Origin of the sequence: Mesorhizobium sp. LSHC420B00, assembly GCF_000503055.1 — a bacterium.
Classification (GTDB): Bacteria; Pseudomonadota; Alphaproteobacteria; order Rhizobiales; family Rhizobiaceae; genus Mesorhizobium.
This window is the reverse complement of record NZ_AYVY01000040.1, coordinates 1-15,639: the sequence shown is the minus strand read 5'-3', so window position 1 is coordinate 15,639 and position 15,639 is coordinate 1. Positions and strand designations below refer to the sequence as shown.

The window sequence follows — 15,639 nt, the reverse complement described above, 5'->3', positions numbered from 1 at the left end:
TCAATCCCAAGGGAAAGGATAGTTGAGGCCGCCGTCCTTCCACAACGCGTTCAGGCCGCGCTCGACCTTCAGCGGGCTGTCCTTGCCGAGATTGCGATCCCAGATCTCGGCGTAGTTGCCCATTTGTTTGATGACGTTGTAGGCCCACTTGTCGTCCAATCCGAGCGGCTTGCCGAAACCGGGCTCCTCACCCAGCACGCGTTTGACTTCCGGACTGCCCGAGGCAAGCTTTTCATCGACGTTTTGCGAGGTGATGCCGTTGGCCTCGGCCCAGAACAGCGCATTGAGTGTCCAACGCACGACGTCGAAAAGCTGATCGTCGCCGCGGGCGACCGCGACTCCATTGGGTTCGGCGGCCCTGCCGACCCGGATGATGTCGTAGTCGTCCGGGTTCTTGGCCACCGAAGCACGCTGTCCGGCTGCCGCAGTGCCGTCGGTGACGTATGAATCGCAGCGGCCGCCGAAGAAGGCGTCGCGCGCCTGAATGGTCGAGTCGTAATAGACTTTCTCCATCGCGATCCCGAACTCTTCCTCGGTTTCCTCGATCGCTTTCTCGGTCAGGCTGCCACCGCCTTGCAGGCAGACGGTCTTTCCGTCGAGCAGTTTGGGCTCGGTGATGTTGTCGGCCTTGCGCACGAGCATGCCGTCCGTGTCGTAGAGATTGATCCAGACGAAGCGGACAACCGTATCACGACTGTAGGTGATGGTGGATGTGCGCGACAGAACGTCGATCTCTCCGGTCTGCAGCGCAGGAAAACGCTGGCCTGCGTTAAGCGGCACGTAACGGATCTTCTCCTTGTCGCCGAGGATGGCGACCGCGAAAGTGCGGCAGATATCGGAATCGAAGCCGCGATAATACCCCTTCTCGTCGGGCCGGGAGAGACCAGGCACGCCCTGGCTGGCGCCACAGCTGACGTAGCCGCGCTCCTTGATTTTGTTGATGACCGCCTGCGCGTTGGCGTTGCTGCCGCCCGAAGACAGGCTGGCCAGCCCTATCGCCAGACCCGTGAGCCATTTCAGACCTTGATGTTTCATAATCATTCCCCTTGTCGTTGAGTTGTCGTCATTCTGCGGCGTTGACGTCGGCCGCGGCGGTTCCGTTGCGCCGCGCTTCAGCAAAAAGTTCGAAGGCCTGAGAAAGGTCGGCCAGAAGATCTTCGAGCGCCTCAAGGCCGATCGACAGGCGCCAGACCGGGCCGGGCTTCAGCCAGTCGAGGCTGGCGCGGCCCTTGCGGGGATCGCTGACGGCAATCAGCGAATGCACGCCGCCCCAGCTTGCGCCGAGCCTGAACAGCCGCAGGCTGCGCAGAACATCGGATTGCAGTGGCGCCAGTTCCGGCCGCAGCACGAAGGAGAACACGCCCGCCGATCCGGCGAAGTCACGCTTCCAGACCGCGTGGCCGGGATGGCCAGGCTCCGCAGGATGCAAGATCTGCGCGACTTCCGGGCGCCCCGACAGCCAGGCGACAATCTTGCGCGCTGTACCGTCGGCGTGGCGCATGCGCACCGGCATGGTCATCAGGCCACGCTCGCACAGCGCGCAATCCTCCGGCGAGACCCCGTAGCCGAGGAAGCGCGCCGTGTCCTTCAGGCGTCGGAACAGCGCCTCGTCGCGCACTGAGACTGAACCCATCAGGAGATCGCCATGGCCGCCGGCGTGCTTGGAAAGCGCCTGCATGGAGATGTCGACGCCATGGGCGAGCGGCTTGAACAGCAGATGCGATGCCCAGGTGTTGTCGGCCGCGACGAGCGCGCCGGCCTTGTGGGCCGCGGCTGTGATGGCGGGCACATCCTGGACTTCGAAGGTGGCCGAGCCAGGCGATTCTACCCAAACCAGCCGCGTTCTGCCGTCGATCATCGCCGCGATGCTTGCGTCCAGCCTTGCATTGTAGGAAACCGCCTCGATCCCGAGGGGGCCAAGAAAACGCTCGGCCATGTCGCGCGCCGGGCCATAGAGCGTCTCCGGGATCAGAACCCTTTCGCCGCCACGGCAGACAGCCATGGTCGCCAGCGTCATGGCAGCCATGCCCGACGGGACGACGAGAGCCCGCAATCCGCCTTCCAGCACCGCGATATGATCTTCGAGCTGCCGGCTGGTCGGTGTGCCGTAAAGTCCGTAGCTGAACCCGTCGTACAGGCGCTCGACGCGACGCTCGAACGACTCCAGATCGTCAAAGACCACGGTCGAGGCTCGCTCGACCGGCATCGCCACCGCCTGGAACGGTTCCTCGGAGCGCTTGGGAGGATGGACATGTGAAGTGTCGTCGCGTCGGTTCATGGGCGAAACTTAGCGGGCTCATCCATTGCCATCTATGACCGCAACGATAAAGTTAATTCGCTTTTGATATGGGCTGCACTATGAACCTGCGCGACATCGATGTCTTCAACGCGATCATGATCACGCGCGGCGCCGGCGCGGCGGCCGCGTTGCTCGACACCTCGCAGCCGGCCATCAGCCGTTCGCTAGCCAAGCTAGAGGCTGAACTCGGCTTCAGGCTTTTCGACCGCATTCGTGGCAGGCTGGTGCCGACACGCGAAGGGGAGTTGTTCCATGCCGAGGTGAAAGCCAACTTGGTCGGGCTCGACCGGCTGAAGCTGCGGGCGGCCCAGATTAAGGAGGTCGGCACCGGTACCATCCGCGTCGCCTCCCTGTCGGCACTGGGGCATGGGCTGGTGCCGCGCGCCATCGTAGCGTTCTCGCACCGGCATCCGCAGGTGCGAATCAGCTATCAGGTCCGCACCTCCAATATCGTGCGCGACCTGGTCGCCTCTGGCAGTTTCGATATCGGGCTCGCGGCCGACGAGGTCGACACCAGCGGCGTGCTGCACAGCGTCTTCACCACGCCGCGCGCCGTCTGCGTGATGCCGAAGAACCACCGGCTGGCGCGCAAGCAGATAATCACACCGGCCGATCTCGTCGACGAGGCCTTCCTGGCATTGTCGCCGGAAGATACGGCGCGGCTCGCGATGGACAAGATCCTGGCCGCGCATGGGGTGCGACCGCGCATCCTGATCGAAACGCCCTACGGCCTGACAATCGCCATCCTCGCAGCGAAGGGCATGGGGATCGGCTTGGTCAATCCCTCCGTCATTGCGGACGGCATGATCGGTAGTATTTTGGCCAGGCCATTCGAGCCAGCCGTCAATTTCCGCGCGCTACTCCTGCGCCCGCCGGACGGCATCAATTCGACTTTGATCACCGACTTCATTGGAGAACTCTATGCCGCTCGCAATATGCTATCGAGCGAGGCATAGGGGCGTTGTCACGGCAACCGCGTGTCAGGGATCGCTGCGATAGATGCTGGGGATGAACACTTCGCAGATCAGCTACAAACGGCATCGGTTCCCACCCGAGATCATCGCCCACGCGGTATGGCTGTATTATCGATTTCCGCTGAGCCTGCGTCATGTCGAAGAAATGCTGCTGGAGCGCGGCATGATCGTTTCCTATGAGACGATCCGTCGGTGGGGAAAGAAGTTCGGGCTGGACTACGCTCGGCGCCTGCGCCGCAAGCAGCCCAGTCGAATGATATCTGGCACCTCGACGAAGTCGCCATCACGATCGCCGGCAAGAAGCATTGGTTATGGCGGGCCGTCAACCAGGACGGCTATGTGCTCGACGAGATCGTCCAGACCCGGCGCAATACCAAGGCCGCCAAGCGCTTGCTGACACGGCTGTTGAAGAAGCAGGGCCAGGTGCCGAAGCGCATGATCACCGACAAGCTCGGCTCCTAGGGAGCAGCGCGGCGTCAGGTCATGCCGGACTTCGAGCACCGGTCGCACAAGGGCTTGAACAACAGAGCGGAGAATTCGCATGTGCCACTGCGAAAACGAGAGCGTATGATGCAAGGCTTTCGATCGCCGGGGAGCTTCCAGCGTTTCCTCTCGACCTTTTCTGCAGTCCTCAATCTCTTCGTCCCGCCCCATTCAAAACGCTCCGCCTTTCAGATCCATCTTCACCGCCTGAATGCCATGGCGCAATGGAAAGCTGCTGCCGGCGTGATCGCCTGAAATCGTTCCCAAAAGTCACAACCACAGCCCATCTCTGTTTTTGTGACATCACCGCCGACGCAGGTCCGTAGCAGTACTTGTGCAAGAGATCATCGATTCAGGGTAGCGGCATCGGCTTGTCACTGAGTGTGCGCAAGTACGCGATCAGGTTGACCCGTTCGGTCTCGTCGGAGACACCAGGTATCTCCATCTTAACGCCCGGCGTGGTGAGCATGGGCCCGAAGAGAAGTCTGTTCAGGTCCTCGTAGGTCCACACGCCTTCCCAGCCGAGCAAAGCGTCGGAGTAACGCATTTTTGCCATGGATGCCTTATCGCGGCCGACGACGCTCCACAAGTTCGGTCCCGTTTTGTTCCCTCCCAGTGGCTCGGCATTGTGACAACGGTCACACGCGCGGGTGAAGTAGGTCCGGCCTTTCTCGACGTCGGCAGAAGCCAAACTTCGCTGAGATCGGGGCCGGCGTTGGCAAGACGACGCCGTGCGACATGAGATAGTCGGCAACTTCGCGTTGCCCTTGCGTTTTGCCAGATGGAGTGGTGTCTTGGCGCCGGGCTCGACTGTGCGGTCATGCAGCGCGAGCCAGGGGTATCCGAGGCGCTGCAATTGCTACGCGGCTACCTCTGCACACTCGAAAAGCATCCACTCAACGGTTCTGCGGAAGCCCGTGAGATCATCCGCCGGCACATCTTCGATCTCGTTTTGCTCGCCATCACACCGCACGGCTCTTTGGGACAGACCAGTATGAGCGCGGTCGTCGCCGCGCGCCTGGCCGCCATAGTCGACTACATCACGGATTGACGGCAATCGTGGCATTCGCTCGCTCCGCGTCCGGCGGATTGGCGGCAGCGCCAGCTAAAGACGAGTAACGAAGGCCGCCGGGTGCGATTACCGATGAAGGCACGCCGTGATCGACCCGATCCGGAGAAACGTCACTGCGAAGCACTTTCCGATACATCGGGCACGATGATGTAGCCCTGATCGATCAGTTGCAGCCTCGTTTCCTCGAAATGCCGCTTGAAGCCGCTCTTGATTTGCTCGGGTGGGTATCGCCAGCCATTCGCATAGGCACGGCGCAAGAGATCGGAATAGACGCGGTCGCTGGCAAGCCTTACCGCTTCTATGGAGATTGGCGTTCCCACTGGCGTCGTTTCGCCGGAGAGACTTGGCGCGGTCGAAAGAGCCAGCACCAGCATGCCGGCGACTGCGGATGACTTTCTCATGGATGCCTCCTGACATTTTGCCTGGCCTGGACAGTGAACCGGGCAGCGTGTTGTGGATCCGTGGATGCTAGGAGCGGCAACGACTTGGCGGGATCGTACAGATGGAGTGTTTTTGGTGTCGCATCTGTAGTATTTTCGCTGTGTCGCGAAATCGGTACGTTCCCGACCATACGCGCCGCGGATCGGAATGACGCAATGCTTGACGCAGTCGGCAATCCTCTGACCGGGCTTTCGGACCGGGAGCGGGTGGTCGCTGCGAAATTCGCCGAAGGCATGACCTATCGTGAGATCGGCGAGACGCTGTTCATCGCGCCGACCACCGTTCGAACCCATCTGTCGGTGGTCTATCGAAAGCTTGGCGTTCGCAGCAAAGTGGCGTTGGCAAGCCTGCTCTCGAGTGAGAGCCGGCAAGAGTCCGGACAAGCTCGTTTCGAGGGTCTGTCGCCCAGCGGCTCCGGGCCACCGGTCATCGCGGTCCTGCCCTTTGAAAATTTGAGCTCGGACGAGCGTTGGGGAAGGCTTGCCGACGGTTTGTCCGCCGATATTATTGTCGATCTCGCGCGTTACTCCGCCCTTGCGGTGATTGCCCGCCAGACGATGCTGATGTTCAAGGGAAGGCGCGATGATCTGCGCTCCATCGGTCGGGAGTTGAATGCCGACTATTTGCTCGAAGGGAGCCTTCAGGCTACCGGCGAGCAGTTCCGCATTTCGGTGCAGCTTGTCGATGTGAGGAGTGGTGCCGGTCTTTGGGCGGCGCGATACGATCAATCGGCCGACAATCTGTTTGCTACGCAAGACATGGTCACCGAGAACGTCGTCAATGTCCTTGTCAGCTGCTGCGGCAAGCTTGCCCACCTTGGACGGGATGTCATCCGGCGCAAGCCGCCCGCCAGCCTGGGTGCCTATGACTACTATCTGCTCGGCGTCGAACAGCACAATGTGTTCACCCGCACCTCGAACGTGGAAGCAATCCGTCTCTTGTCGCGCGCAGTCGAACTCGACCCGGGGCTGGCGCGAGCCTGGTTGACGTTGGGATTTTCTTACGCCGTCGAAGCCTGGTACGCGAGTAATCCATCCGTCTCGCTGGAACGCTGGTACTCGTGCATGGAACAAGCTCTTTTGCTCGATCCGGGAGACAGCATGGCCCGTCAGGGCATGGCCGACATTCGCGCGGCGCGAGGCGACTTGGGAGCCGCTGCCGAGGAACTCGATCGCGCTTTGGCCGCCGCTCCAGACGATGCCGATACGCTGGCGATGATTGCCGGAAGCCGAGCACTGGTGACAGGTGATCCGCAGCAGGGCTGCGTGTTGATCCAGAGGGCTCTACGTCTCAACCCGCTAGCTCCGCTCTGGTACTTCAGCATGCTTGGTCGCACGAATTTCGTGGTCGGGCGCTACCGGGAGAGCGTCGTGGCGTTCCAGCAGAGCCCGCCCGACTCGCCGGCCACCCTGTTGTTCCAGTCGATGGGACATGCGATGCTCGACGAAGTACCACAGGCCGCGAAGATCGCCGCCCGATTGGCGAGCGAATTCCCCGGCTTTACCGTCGAGGTGTTCATCAGAACCTATCCGGTCACCAATCCGCCCGCGCTTGTCGCCATCCGCGAAGGTGCACGGCGGGCCGGATTGAGATAGCTTCTCCGCTAGCGCTTGCGGCCGGAGCCAGTTCTTGGATTGCGCTCCATTTCTTGCCAGCTTTCATCGATGAGTGCAAAATCGCACTCGTCAGAAAGACAGTTCTGAAGGCCGCCTGAAGAAGCACTGGAAATGTGGGTCAGGATCGCGACCTTATCGACCGTTCGTCTGTACGTCAGGATTTGGCGCTCCTTTCTCGTTCCAATCGGCGAGAGGGAAGGCAAAAAAACACCCAACCAAGTCGTTTGACGCTCATTTAGGGCGTTCTCGAGGGCGGATGTTCGAACCAGCGGGACGCGCCATTTCGCGCCATTCGAGTCGCGCCTCCTAAGCCGACCTTCACGCACTGGCCAGAGTCGACCCTAAGCAGAAGCTCGCTTGCTCCGGGTCAATTCACGGCCATGACCCAAAGCTGTCATTCCGCCCGTACGTGTCGTAGCTTCTAATGGCTTGCCGATGGGAGGCGTCATATCCGAGCGCCCGATTGCCCTGACATAAGGCGCTGGTATTGTGTAGTTGATTGGGCTCCAAAGCGGAGCCGTCCCACGTGGGAGGAGTCCGAGCGTGGTCGAGAGCGCCGTGCAGCGCCGTTTGGCCGCCATACTCGCTGCCGATGTGGTCGGTTACAGCCGGCTCATGGGCCATGACGAGATGGGCACGCTGACTACGCTGAGGGCGCTGCGGGCCGAGCTGGTCGATCCAAAGATCGCCGAACACATGGGTAGGATTTTCAAGGCGACCGGCGATGGGGTTCTGGCTGAGTTCCCCAGCGTTGTTAACGCCGTTGCCTGTGCGGTCGACATCCAGCGGCGGCTGGAGGCGCGCAAACGCCGACATGCCAGAGGACCGCGCGATCCGACTGCGGATCGGGGTCAACCTGGGCGATGTCATCGTCGAGGGCGAGGACATCTTCGGAGACGGAGTGAATATTGCGGCTAGGCTTGAGAGCGTCGCCCCGGCCGGTGGCATAGCGGTGTCGGGCACAGTGCGTGACCACCTGGGCAACCGGCTCGATCTGCAGTTCGAGGATATGGGCGAGCAGGCGCTGAAGAACATCGAGCAGCTGGTGCGCGTTTGCCGAGTGCGCCCAGCCGATACCTCTGCCTTGGTGCGTCGCGCACTGTCGCTACCCGATAAGCCGTGGGTCGCCGTCTTGCCGTTTGTCAATATGAGCGGCGATCCAGAGCAGGAGTACTTCTCCGACGGCATCACAGAGGACATCATTACCGAACTTTCGCGCTTTCGGTCGCTGTCCGTCATCGCCCGCAATTCCTCGTTCACCTACAAGGGACGGACGATGAAGATCCCCGACGTGGCACGCGACTTGGGCGTGACCTATGTACTCGAGGGAAGCGTTCGTCGCGCCGGGAATCGTCTGCGCATAACCGCGCAGCTCATCGACGCTGAGACCGGCAGCCACATCTGGGCGGAGCGCTATGATCGAGAAATTGCCGATATGTTTGCGGTTCAGGACGAGATAACCCAGAGGATCGTGGGCATGCTGGCGGTGGGCCTCGAAGACGATTCCTTGGAACGCGCTAAGCGTAAGCACCCTGAAAACCTCATCGCCTATGACCATTGGTTGCGCGGCAAACATCTCTTGTGGACGGTGGGTCAGAACAATCTTGAAGCGCGCCAGCACTTCGAAAAGGCTGCTGCCACAGACCCAAGCTTTTCGCGCGCCTATTCCGGTTTAGCGGTGACCTACCAGATGGAAGCGCTTGATTTGCTAATTGCGGCAGAAGGTAGAGGCGCTTATGACATGGCCTTTGATTGCGCCAAACGGGCCCTCGCGCTCGATGAAGCCGATTATCAAGCCCACATCGCGCTGGCATGGCCTTGCCTCTATCGGGGCGACTATGAGCGCATGAAGAAACATGTGGATCGCGCCATCATGTTCAACCCTAACGATGCCGACAGCCTCGCCAATGCCAGCTACATGCTCGCAATGTATGGAGAAGGGGAAAAGGCGGTTGCCTGCGGCGAAGCGGCAATGCGTCTCAATCCACGATACCCCGATTGGTATATCGCCTTTCAGGCGACTGCCCTATTTACCGCAAGGCGGTATCCCGAGGCCCTAGCCGCGCGGATCAGAGTCCCCGACTACTTTATCGATTCGACTTTTTTCGGCGCAGCTATACTTGCCAAGCTTGATAGGCTTGCCGAGGCAAAGCTATGGGCGGAAAAAGCAGTAGCGAGGCTGAAAGCAAGGCCGGGGGGCATTGAGCAAGCAGCCAAAGGATGCATCCAGCTTCTGCTCGACAACAACCCATTCCGTCGTCAAGAAGATCGTGATCACTTCGCAGAGGCGATGCGCATGGCTGGCGTGCCCGGATAGCCGCTTCGATCCATTCCGGCTGATGTACGTCGAACAGAGTGTTTAGGAGGTAGTGGTGAAAGCACTCACTTTACTGATGGTGAATGATTACCCCGACTATATCGACGCGGGGGAGTGGGCGCGATCTCTCAAGGCGCGCGTTTCGGGCCTCGACTTCCGGTTATGGCCCCATCACGGCGATCCCGGCGACATTGACTTGGTGCTGATCGATAAGGTTACGCCGCGCAGGTTTTTTGAAGGTATGACGCGATTGCGTGCAGTTGCCTATCTCGGCGCGGGCATAGACGGCTTGCAACTGGGTGAGCTGCCTGCGGGCGTTGGCGTCGTACGTTTGGCGACCCGCGAACTTGCCTCTGAGGTTGTGCAGTACATTGTTCTCAGAGTACTGTGCCGGCAACGCCATGTCGTTGAATATGCTCTCCAACAGACCCAGAAGAGATGGCGCCCGATCGCGCCACGGAAGACCAGCGAGACCCGCATCGTTATCCTTGGGGCTGGGCGTATCGGTGGATGGGCCGCGCGACTCTTCGCCGAGCTGGGATATCGCACGGCGGCATGGTCCCGCAACCCTAAGCAAATCGCCGATGTGGCCTGTTACGCTGGTGCCCCAGCGCTTAAGGAGGCCTTGGCTGAACGAGACTTCGTCGTGTGCGCGCTGCCGCTGACCACCGAAACTCGAGGAATACTTAATTCCGAAACTTTCCGTCTGATGAAGCGCGGCGCCTACCTCGTTAATGTCGGACGCGGAGCACACGTCGACGAGGCTGCACTTCTGCACGCCATTGACGCTGGGCAACTGTCAGGCGCCTGCCTCGATGTTTTTACCTCGGAACCGCTCGACCAGGCGAGTCCGCTATGGGCCCATCCGAAGGTGACCATCACACCACATGTGGCAAGCTATTGGGTCGATTCGGGCATAGCGCAGGTGGCAGGTCTGTGCGAGCAGATCAAGTTGGGCAATGACATCACCAATCTCGTAAATCTTGAGCGGGGCTACTAAGGGCCCGTATGACAATAACTGCTTCAGTTCCTTGACGGGATTCGGCCAATTGCCGCGGCCTAATGAACCTAATCGATTCGAAAATTTCTGTACGGACCCTAAGTGCGGGCTAAGAATCCACTCTTAGTCCGTTAATGGCGCTGCCTGCTCGTTCCGCTCGACGAGACAGACGGCAGAGAACCACCCAACCAAGCCGTTTGACCCGCACTGGCGGCTGCTGAGTAGGCGAAGTCCGCATCGCCTCGATCGCGCCAAGAGCGGACATGCGCCTTAGTCGTTCGTGAGAGGCAGCCGCCCAGTGTCATGGCTAGCTCTAGGCGTGCGACCAGGCGCCTACTTCCGAACGGCTCACGATGACGCTACCCGCCTCGATTTCGCGCTGCATCCGCTGTCCCAAAGTTTCAATATCGACCTCAGCGGCCGTCGCAACGCCCCGGCTCTGGATTTCCGGCAGCATCGTGACAATGAGTTCGGCGGTCTGGTGTGACCAGTCGAAGCCGCCATTGGTTCCCCCCACAACCGCCTCCATGCGCATTGAGGGCGCGGTCAATCCAGCCGCGCGGAATGCCGCATCGAGCTTGATACCCATATTGGTCTCGATACCGCTGCGCCGGAACGTCTCGACGATCCATCGACAGCAGTGGTCGTAGGTCGGCGCCGGCGGGCTGGATCGACAGCCGTCCCAATCCGGCTCATGGAAGACGATGGTCCCTCCAGGCCGGAGATGACGAGCGACGCCACGCAGCATGGCCACAGGATCGGCTTGAAACATCAAAACGTAGCGGCCGATCACGGCGTCGAACGGTCGGTCGAACGAAAGTGCCGCGGGATCGCCTTCACGGAAGCTGACATTCTGGATCGGATGCGCCGCCGCACGCCGCTCCGCCGCCGCCAGGGCCGCTGGAGCCCGATCTGCGCCAATGACCTGACCTCCGCTGCCAACCATCTCGGAAACCAGGAATGTAACGTCACCCGCGCCACAGCCCACGTCGAGCACGCGCATCCCGGGGCTCATGCCCGCAGAGAGCAAGATTCTTCGCGTGATCGGGTTAATGATGCCCGCCTGATGGCTGAGACGCCTGATCTCGCGATCGGAATGGACGAGAATATACGGGACGTCAACGTCGGCACCAGCGCCACCGGCGACTTCCATGGCCTGCCTCCCCTCATACGACTGTTCCCCAAATGGGGCATCGTGCTCGTCGACGACTATGCGCCGATGCGGCAGCCAGTCAACGAGACTCGCTGTCCACCTCAATGCGAATGTCGCTTCAGGGTCACGACCGCCGGTTCCGCTAAAGGTCAGCTTTCGGGCCGCCAAATCGCCCCGGGAAGGGTGGGTTCGGGTCATCGGCGTGAATTCGCCCTCGACGAACGAATTTCCGCTCGGGGTCGTCTTTGCCCGTTGGCGCGCTGTCGCAAATTTGGGCGCCGCCGCATCACGATTGGACCCTCAATCTTTCGCCATTCAACTCTGCTTGACCCCCCCTAGCAACCGCGGCGCAGTGTTGCCATGCGTGCGTAATATGCGCAGTCCAATTGGGGTCGTCCTTGGTGAGTGCAGCGGACGTCAATACGGGCAGCCATCGTGACATCAAGCGCCAAGGATCTCATCGCCAAGGGCTATATCGGCGAACTGTCCACCCATTCGCGCGGCTCGACAGTCGAGGTCGCGATCGCGCGGATCGACCACAAACAGGCCGACCACAAGAGCGCGCCGAAACCGGCCTGCGGCGCGACCGATGCCGATATGCTCGATTTCGGCACTGGCTTCGAGTGTTCGACCCGGCGAGCGAAACGGCTCACCGACCGCTCGCCAGTGAAGTAGCGGCAAACCGCGAAAGACTTGTCGAGGCGATGCGCGCCGGCGGCTTCAACAATTATGCCCGCGAATGGTGGCATTTCACGCTGGAAAACGAGCCGTTTCCAAGAGAACGCTTCAACTTTCCCGTCGGCGCCGAGTAGCTCCGCCGGCCACCGTGGGATGAAACCCTCGTTGACCCTGCGCGGCCATTGCCGAAGGGCTGGCGGTTTCTAATTATCGCCTCCGGGAGCCCAGGATCCCGAGACACGCTGGTGAGGAAAAACATTCCTCATTTAGAGTAAAATAGGCGAAAAATTGCTTCACTAGGCCAAAAAAGGCAACATTGAATGCATCTAAATTCTATCAAATCGGTAGATTTGGCGCGAGTTCAACGGAGGCGGAAATGACCAAACCTCATTTCAGGAAACTGCTCGGCGCGCTGGTCGCCACATCTGTCCAGTTCGGCACGCTCGGTTTCGCGTTTGCCGATACCACCATTCTCAATGTGTCCTATGACCCGACGCGTGAGCTCTACAAGCAATTCGACCAGGCCTTCGCCGCTCACTGGGAGGGCGAGACGGGCGAGACCGTCACCGTCCAGCAGTCGCATGGCGGATCCGGCGCCCAGGCTCGCGCCGTGATCGACGGCCTCGACGCCGACGTGGTGACGCTGGGGCTGCAAGGCGACATCGACGCAATCGTCTCGAAAACGAAGAAGATCAATCCCGACTGGCGGACGAAGTTCGAGAACAATTCGGCTCCTTATACCTCGACCATCGTCCTCCTCGTCCGCAAGGGCAACCCGAAGGGCATTCACGATTTTGGCGATCTCACAAAGGACAGCGTCCAGGTGATCACGTCCAATCCCAAGACCTCCGGTGGTGGCCGGTGGGCCTACCTCGCGGCCTGGGCCTGGGCCAACACCAACGATGGCGGCGATGAAGCCAAGACCAAGGAATTCGTCGGCAACCTCTATTCCCATGTTCCGGTGCTTGACACCGGCGCGCGTGGCTCTACCGTGACCTTCGCGCAAAAGGGCCTTGGCGACGTGCTGATCGCCTGGGAAAACGAGGCCTATCTGGCGCTGGACGAGTTCGGCGCCGATCAGTTCGAAATCGTCATCCCGCCGACCTCGATCCTCGCCGAACCGCCGGTCGCCGTTGTCGACGCCAATGTCGATGCCAAGGGCACACGCAAAGTTGCCGAAGCCTATCTGGGCTATCTCTATTCCAAGGAAGGCCAGACGATCATCGCCAAGAACCACTACCGTCCGGCGAAGCCCGACCTGGTGCCTGCGGAGGATCTCGCCAAACTGCCGGAAATCAAGCGGATCAGCATCGACGATCCAATTTTCGGCGGATGGACGAAGGCGCAGCCTTACCATTTCGGCGACGGTGGTATATTCGACCAGATCTACAAGCCAGCGCAGTAAGATAAAATCTAGATCAGGACGACACCCGCCAAGGCGGGGTGGCGGTTCAGACAGCCGAGCGTCATTCCGGGTTTCGGATGGACGCTCGGCTTCTCGCTTGCCTACCTCACGCCATCATCCTCATCCCCCTCTCAGGGTTGGTCTGGCGATCGGCGGCGCTCGGCTGGACCGATTTCTGGGCGATCATCACCGATCGCCGTACCATCAACGCGCTTGAAATCAGCTTCGGTACCGCCTTCATTGCCGCCGCCGTCAACGTCGTCTTCGGCACGATCGTCGCGTGGGTGCTGGTGCGCTACAGCTTTCCAGGCCGCCGCATCGCCGATGCCATGGTCGACCTGCCCTTCGCGCTGCCGACGGCGGTTGCCGGCATCGCGCTGACCACACTTTACGCACCGAATGGCTGGATCGGAAGCCTGCTGACGCCGCTCGGCATCAAGGTCGCGTATACGCCGCTCGGCATCGTCATCGCGCTGGTCTTCATCGGTCTGCCCTTCGTCGTGCGCACCGTGCAGCCGATCATGGAGGAGATCGACAAGGAGGTAGAAGAAGTGGCCGCCACGCTCGGCGCCAATCGCTTCCAGATCATCAGCCGCGTTCTACTACCCGGACTGGCGCCTGCCATCGTCACCGGTTTCGCGCTGGCCTTCGCGCGCGGCGTCGGCGAGTACGGTTCCGTCATCTTTATCGCCGGCAACCTGCCGTTCAAATCCGAGATCGCGCCGCTTCTGATCGTCATCCGGCTGGAGGAATATAATTACGCCGCGGCGACCGCGATAGCGGCGATCATGCTGGCGCTGTCCTTCGTCATGCTGCTGGTCATCAACCTGGTGCAGACCTGGAGCCGCAAGCGCTATGGCTGACCCGGAGATCAAATCCTACGCGCCGCACCATGAAAGCCAGTCGCCGGCGGTGACCGAGAGCCGCACGGCGAGAACCGTGCTGATGATCGTGACCTTTGCCTTCCTCGGCATTTTCCTGCTCCTGCCGCTGATAATCGTCTTCAAGGAAGCTTTCGCCAAAGGTATCGAGGCCTACACACAGGCGCTGGGCGAACCGGACACGCGCTCAGCGATCCGCCTGACGCTTCTGGTCGCGGCGATCTCGGTGCCGCTCAACATCGTCTTCGGTATTTCCGCCGCCTGGGCGATCGCCAAGTTCGAGTTCAAGGGCAAGGCGTTCCTGACCACACTGATCGACCTGCCGTTTTCGGTCTCCCCGGTCATTTCGGGGCTTGTCTACGTGCTCTTATTCGGCGCGCAAGGCCTGCTCGGCGCCTGGCTGAAAGCGCATGGCATCGTCATCCTGTTTGCCGTGCCGGGCATCGTGCTGGCCACCGTCTTCGTCACCTTCCCCTTCGTCGCCCGCGAATTGATCCCGCTGATGCAGGAACAGGGCAATGGCGACGAGGAGGCTGCCCTGTCGCTCGGGGCCAATGGCTGGCAGGCGTTCTGGTACGTGACGTTGCCCAACGTCAAATGGGGATTGCTCTACGGCGTGCTGTTGTGCAATGCCCGCGCGATGGGTGAGTTCGGCGCGGTTTCGGTGGTGTCCGGCCACATACGCGGGCTGACCAACACCATGCCGCTGCATGTCGAAATCCTTTATAACGAGTACAATGCCGCCGCCGCCTTTGCCGTCGCTTCGCTGCTTGCCGGCCTGGCGCTCGTCACGCTNCCTTTATAACGAGTACAATGCCGCCGCCGCCTTTGCCGTCGCTTCGCTGCTTGCCGGCCTGGCGCTCGTCACGCTGGTCTTGAAAACACTTCTCGAGATGCGCTACGGCGCCGAGATCGCCGCGATGCGCGGACATTGAATGCATGTCGCCCAAAAGTGCGTAGCGGTTTTGGGACAACGACATGCATCGACAAAAAGGGACGGTTGATGGAAGTTCGCGTTGTCAACGTGCGCAAGGAGTTTGAGCGGTTTCCGGCGCTTCACGACATCTCGCTCGACATCAAGTCCGGCGAGTTGATCGCGTTGCTCGGACCTTCCGGTTCCGGCAAGACGACGCTGCTCAGGCTGATCGCCGGGCTCGAGCGGCCGACACGCGGAAAGATCTTCTTCGGCGAAGAGGATGCCTCCCAAAAGTCGATTCAGGAGCGCAATGTCGGCTTCGTCTTCCAGCACTACGCGCTGTTTCGCCATATGACGGTCGCCGACAATATCGGCTTCGGACTCAAGGTCCGGCACGGGCCGTC

At 60.8% G+C, this 15,639-nt stretch carries 16 protein-coding genes and 2 pseudogenes; 12 read left to right on the top strand and 6 right to left on the bottom strand.

The annotated features are described in order from the left end of the window. The gene (locus X760_RS70395; RefSeq protein WP_031195165.1) at window positions 1-1,035 is read right to left on the bottom strand and encodes a transporter substrate-binding domain-containing protein; all 1,035 of its coding nucleotides are present in this window, start codon (window positions 1,033-1,035) and stop codon (window positions 1-3) included. A gap of 28 nt (window positions 1,036-1,063) precedes the next feature. Then, window positions 1,064-2,278 carry a PLP-dependent transferase gene (locus X760_RS70390; protein ID WP_023722487.1) on the bottom strand — a complete coding sequence of 405 codons (1,215 nt, stop codon included), beginning with the start codon at window positions 2,276-2,278 and terminating at the stop codon, window positions 1,064-1,066. An 80-nt stretch (window positions 2,279-2,358) separates the two neighbouring features. Between X760_RS70390 and X760_RS70385 the strand changes: the two genes are divergently transcribed. Further along, window positions 2,359-3,255, top strand: coding sequence for a LysR family transcriptional regulator (locus X760_RS70385; protein ID WP_023722486.1), 897 nt, complete (start codon window positions 2,359-2,361; stop codon window positions 3,253-3,255). 52 nt (window positions 3,256-3,307) lie between these two features. After that, a pseudogene (locus X760_RS75670) lies at window positions 3,308-4,011 on the top strand (IS6 family transposase). Window positions 4,012-4,108: 97 nt separating this feature from the next. Here X760_RS75670 and X760_RS70375 read toward each other — a convergent pair. After that, a complete protein-coding gene (locus tag X760_RS70375; protein ID WP_245278757.1) occupies window positions 4,109-4,447 on the bottom strand; it encodes a c-type cytochrome in 339 nt (112 codons plus the stop codon). 129 nt (window positions 4,448-4,576) lie between these two features. On the opposite strand from X760_RS70375, the gene X760_RS70370 reads away from it, so the two are divergent. Further along, a complete protein-coding gene (locus tag X760_RS70370; RefSeq protein WP_198030570.1) occupies window positions 4,577-4,807 on the top strand; it encodes a hypothetical protein in 231 nt (76 codons plus the stop codon). Between the two features lie 131 nt (window positions 4,808-4,938). Here X760_RS70370 and X760_RS70365 read toward each other — a convergent pair whose 3' ends face one another. Then, entirely contained in the window at window positions 4,939-5,229 is a 291-nt protein-coding gene (locus X760_RS70365) for a hypothetical protein (RefSeq protein WP_023722481.1), read from the bottom strand. 33 nt (window positions 5,230-5,262) lie between these two features. Here X760_RS70365 and X760_RS70360 point away from each other — a divergent pair, with 33 nt between their 5' ends. Next, complete coding sequence (locus X760_RS70360; protein WP_245278756.1) at window positions 5,263-6,864, top strand: LuxR C-terminal-related transcriptional regulator; 1,602 nt, start codon at window positions 5,263-5,265, stop codon at window positions 6,862-6,864. A gap of 393 nt (window positions 6,865-7,257) precedes the next feature. Here the strand turns inward: X760_RS70360 and X760_RS77485 are convergent, their stop codons facing one another. Further along, the gene (locus X760_RS77485) at window positions 7,258-7,701 is read right to left on the bottom strand and encodes a hypothetical protein (protein WP_023722479.1); all 444 of its coding nucleotides are present in this window, start codon (window positions 7,699-7,701) and stop codon (window positions 7,258-7,260) included. On the opposite strand from X760_RS77485, the gene X760_RS70355 reads away from it, so the two are divergent. Together X760_RS70355 and X760_RS70350 are read left to right on the top strand one after the other, a co-directional pair. Continuing rightward, window positions 7,700-9,202: an adenylate/guanylate cyclase domain-containing protein gene (locus tag X760_RS70355; protein ID WP_023722478.1), complete on the top strand. Its 1,503-nt coding sequence runs from the start codon at window positions 7,700-7,702 to the stop codon at window positions 9,200-9,202. The genes X760_RS77485 and X760_RS70355 overlap by 2 nt on opposite strands. Before the next feature lie 55 nt (window positions 9,203-9,257). Beyond that, window positions 9,258-10,202, top strand: a complete 945-nt coding sequence (locus X760_RS70350) for an NAD(P)-dependent oxidoreductase (protein WP_156948306.1) — start codon at window positions 9,258-9,260, stop codon at window positions 10,200-10,202. A 313-nt stretch (window positions 10,203-10,515) separates the two neighbouring features. On the opposite strand, the gene X760_RS70345 is transcribed toward X760_RS70350, so the two are convergent. After that, window positions 10,516-11,355, bottom strand: a complete 840-nt coding sequence (locus X760_RS70345) for a methyltransferase domain-containing protein (RefSeq protein ID WP_031195157.1) — start codon at window positions 11,353-11,355, stop codon at window positions 10,516-10,518. 435 nt (window positions 11,356-11,790) lie between these two features. On the opposite strand from X760_RS70345, the gene X760_RS78495 reads away from it, so the two are divergent. The 6 genes and pseudogenes from X760_RS78495 to X760_RS0139975 all read left to right on the top strand — a co-directional run. Then, on the top strand, window positions 11,791-12,030 hold the full coding sequence (locus tag X760_RS78495) for a hypothetical protein (RefSeq protein ID WP_023722475.1): 240 nt from the start codon (window positions 11,791-11,793) through the stop codon (window positions 12,028-12,030). Between the two features lie 29 nt (window positions 12,031-12,059). Further along, complete coding sequence (locus tag X760_RS78490) at window positions 12,060-12,167, top strand: M15 family metallopeptidase (RefSeq protein WP_023722474.1); 108 nt, start codon at window positions 12,060-12,062, stop codon at window positions 12,165-12,167. 242 nt (window positions 12,168-12,409) lie between these two features. Further along, a complete protein-coding gene (locus tag X760_RS70335; protein ID WP_023722473.1) occupies window positions 12,410-13,438 on the top strand; it encodes a sulfate ABC transporter substrate-binding protein in 1,029 nt (342 codons plus the stop codon). A 12-nt stretch (window positions 13,439-13,450) separates the two neighbouring features. After that, a pseudogene (gene cysT, locus X760_RS70330) lies at window positions 13,451-14,301 on the top strand (sulfate ABC transporter permease subunit CysT). After that, entirely contained in the window at window positions 14,294-15,124 is an 831-nt protein-coding gene (gene cysW, locus X760_RS70325) for a sulfate ABC transporter permease subunit CysW (protein ID WP_023722471.1), read from the top strand. Before cysT ends, cysW begins: the two are co-directional and overlap by 8 nt. Window positions 15,125-15,322: 198 nt before the next feature. Next, on the top strand, window positions 15,323-15,639 hold a 317-nt coding region (locus X760_RS0139975; protein ID WP_031195155.1), incomplete at its 3' end, for an ATP-binding cassette domain-containing protein.